Source organism: Citrobacter sp. VF227, from assembly GCF_052950715.1.
This window is the reverse complement of the sequence record NZ_JBRFVF010000034.1, coordinates 1-2,257: the sequence shown is the minus strand read 5'-3', so window position 1 is coordinate 2,257 and position 2,257 is coordinate 1. Positions and strand designations below refer to the sequence as shown.

Genomic DNA, 2,257 nt, shown 5'->3' with positions numbered 1-2,257 from the left:
GAATACCAGTTCACGGGCGAAAGCCCGAAGGCATCCAGCCCCCATCACTCCGGCGGCTAAAGCCCCCTCGCTCTGGCGGCTCTGATCTGCACGAAAAGTTGACAGGTCAGGGGCCGCGCCCCCGGCTCGTCCGGGGGGCGCTTTTTCCCCCAGATGAACGGAGGCACGGGCGGAGCGCACCCTTGACCCTGCACGCCTGAATCACTCTCTGCCTGGGGAGCTGGGGACGCTCTTCCCCCAGCGCCCCTGGCCCTCGCCGAGAGGCCCCCGGCAGGGCCGCCGGAGGCATTCGGACTCCATTCCTGCACCGAAAACCGTCAAGAGCGCTTGACGTCAAGACAGCTTGACGGAGCATTTTCGGTAACGCGTTACTCCATAATTGCGTAACGTTACTCCATTAATGGCGCTTGACGTTCCAATATGCCTGCCGGATGATCCACCTCGGATACCCAATCACATTCCAATCCGAGGAAGAATCCATGTCCGATTTCAACGAGTTCATGCACTACCGCGTCCTGGCGTTCAAATACAGCCTCCGCAACGAGGATCTGGCCGACAAGCTCATTTCCGAGAGCGGCGATCAGATCCCGCTCCGCAACGTCTGCGCCAAGCTCTCGCCGGAGCTGTCCGACCGCATCGACCGCACTGTTTCCGTCCTGGGCATCAGCAAACGCCTGTTCATCGAGCGTGCCTTGATCGAAGCGCTCGAACAGGTCGATGCCATCATGGATGCGCACCAGGTGCCGGAAGAGATCGAGCAGCGTATGGGGGTGAACCATGGCTGATCCCATGTTCACGCTGTGCGGCCAGGTGGCAAACGTGTTCGTCCAGCCGGGCGGCACTTCGAAGAAGACCGGGGAAGCCTTCGATCCCCGCGACAAGGTGCAGATTCTGGGTCACCTGCCTTTGTCCACCGGGGGCCACAAGCTGGAACTCGTCACGCTCAACGTCGAAGACGCTCGCCTGTTCCAGGCGGCCATGAACAAGACGATTCGCGTCCCTGTGGGCGTTTACGCCCTGGGCAAGTCCGTGGGGTATTTCATCCCGCAGGGCGCGAAGCCGCAGCTCGTCACTGCTTCCTAAGACCAGCCAAAAGGGCCTCCGAGCCGCGTCACACGGGCATTGCAACGGAGTTGCAAGTACGTGGGACCGGCGCCGGGGGCCTCTTTACTTGATACATAGAAACAAAGTGCATGCAGCAGGTATGCTGCCGGCACGGGAAGGAGGGCCACGCATGGCCAAAAAGAAAACCCCCGTGGACGCTAGCAACTTGGCGGGAGCGGCGTTCACAGGGGTCGATGAAGCTGAAAACTTCGGCGATAGGTTAGCACGCTACGGCCAAGCGCACGCAAGGTCCCTGGCGATGCTGGAGCACCTTCGGGGCGCTCCATCGGTCGAAGCGACAAAGACCGCCACGGGCCTCGCCAGCTGTGGCAACTACCTGCACTTCCGGGAGTATTTCACCGTGGGCAAGGTACGGTTGCACAACGCGCAATTCTGCAAACAGCACCTAGTCTGTCCGCTCTGCGCCATCCGCCGTGGCGCCAAGGCCCTCGGGGCCTATCTGGCGCGCTGGGAAGTCATCCAGGAACAACGCCCCGACCTGCGCCCCTACCTGCTCACGCTGACCGTGAAGAACGGCGACGACCTCGCAGAGCGTCAAGCGCACTTGACGTCCTCCCTGCGCAAGCTCATGGACCGTAGGCGGAACTTCAACGCCGGGGTGGCTCGTGCGCCCTGGACGGAGCTGTGCAAGGCCGAGGGGGCCGTCTACACGCTCGAACTGACGAACAAGGGCAAGGGCTGGCACCCGCACTGCCATATGATCGTTCTGGCGGCCTCTGCGCCCTCTCAGAGCGCGATCAGTGCCGAGTGGCACGGTATTACCGGCGACAGCATGATCGTCGATTGTAGGCCCATCACAGGCGATCCCAGCGAGGGGTTCATGGAGGTCTTCAAGTACGCCGTGAAGTTCTCGGACCTGAGCCTTGCCGACAACTGGCACGCGGCTCAGCTGCTCAAGGGCAAGCGCCTGCTGAACAGCTTTGGCCTGTTCCGCGGTGTCGAGGTGCCGGAATCGCTCCTGGATGAACCACTCGACTCGCTTCCCTACTGGGATCGGTTCTACCGATTCGTCCAGGGCGAATACCAGTTCACGGGCGAAAGCCCGAAGGCATCCAGCCCCCATCACTCCGGCGGCTAAAGCCCCCTCGCTCTGGCGGCTCTGATCTGCACGAAAAGTTGACAGGTCAGGGGC

Annotated in this window: 4 protein-coding genes; 3 read left to right on the top strand and 1 reads right to left on the bottom strand. The window is 62.0% G+C overall.

All coding sequences use genetic code 11. The features are described 5' to 3' along the window. Positions 1 to 180 (bottom strand): hypothetical protein (locus tag ACU8YC_RS24745; RefSeq protein WP_446895926.1); only part of this gene is annotated, 180 nt, incomplete at its 3' end. 299 nt (positions 181 to 479) lie between these two features. On the opposite strand from ACU8YC_RS24745, the gene ACU8YC_RS24740 reads away from it, so the two are divergent. From ACU8YC_RS24740 to ACU8YC_RS24730, 3 genes are all read left to right on the top strand, one after another. Further along, positions 480 to 785, top strand: a complete 306-nt coding sequence (locus ACU8YC_RS24740; RefSeq protein WP_446895925.1) for a hypothetical protein — start codon at positions 480 to 482, stop codon at positions 783 to 785. Then, positions 778 to 1,083: a hypothetical protein gene (locus ACU8YC_RS24735; RefSeq protein WP_446895924.1), complete on the top strand. Its 306-nt coding sequence runs from the start codon at positions 778 to 780 to the stop codon at positions 1,081 to 1,083. Before ACU8YC_RS24740 ends, ACU8YC_RS24735 begins: the two co-directional genes overlap by 8 nt. Before the next feature lie 151 nt (positions 1,084 to 1,234). Continuing rightward, positions 1,235 to 2,203, top strand: coding sequence for a protein rep (locus tag ACU8YC_RS24730; RefSeq protein ID WP_446895923.1), 969 nt, complete (start codon positions 1,235 to 1,237; stop codon positions 2,201 to 2,203). The last annotated feature ends 54 nt before the right edge of the window (positions 2,204 to 2,257 follow it).

Coding starts and splice junctions, on each gene's coding strand:
- ACU8YC_RS24735 (WP_446895924.1), top strand. CDS start 778: ATGGCTGATCCCATGTTCACGCTGTGCGGCCAGGTGGCAAACGTGTTC.
- ACU8YC_RS24730 (WP_446895923.1), top strand. CDS start 1,235: ATGGCCAAAAAGAAAACCCCCGTGGACGCTAGCAACTTGGCGGGAGCG.
- ACU8YC_RS24740 (WP_446895925.1), top strand. CDS start 480: ATGTCCGATTTCAACGAGTTCATGCACTACCGCGTCCTGGCGTTCAAA.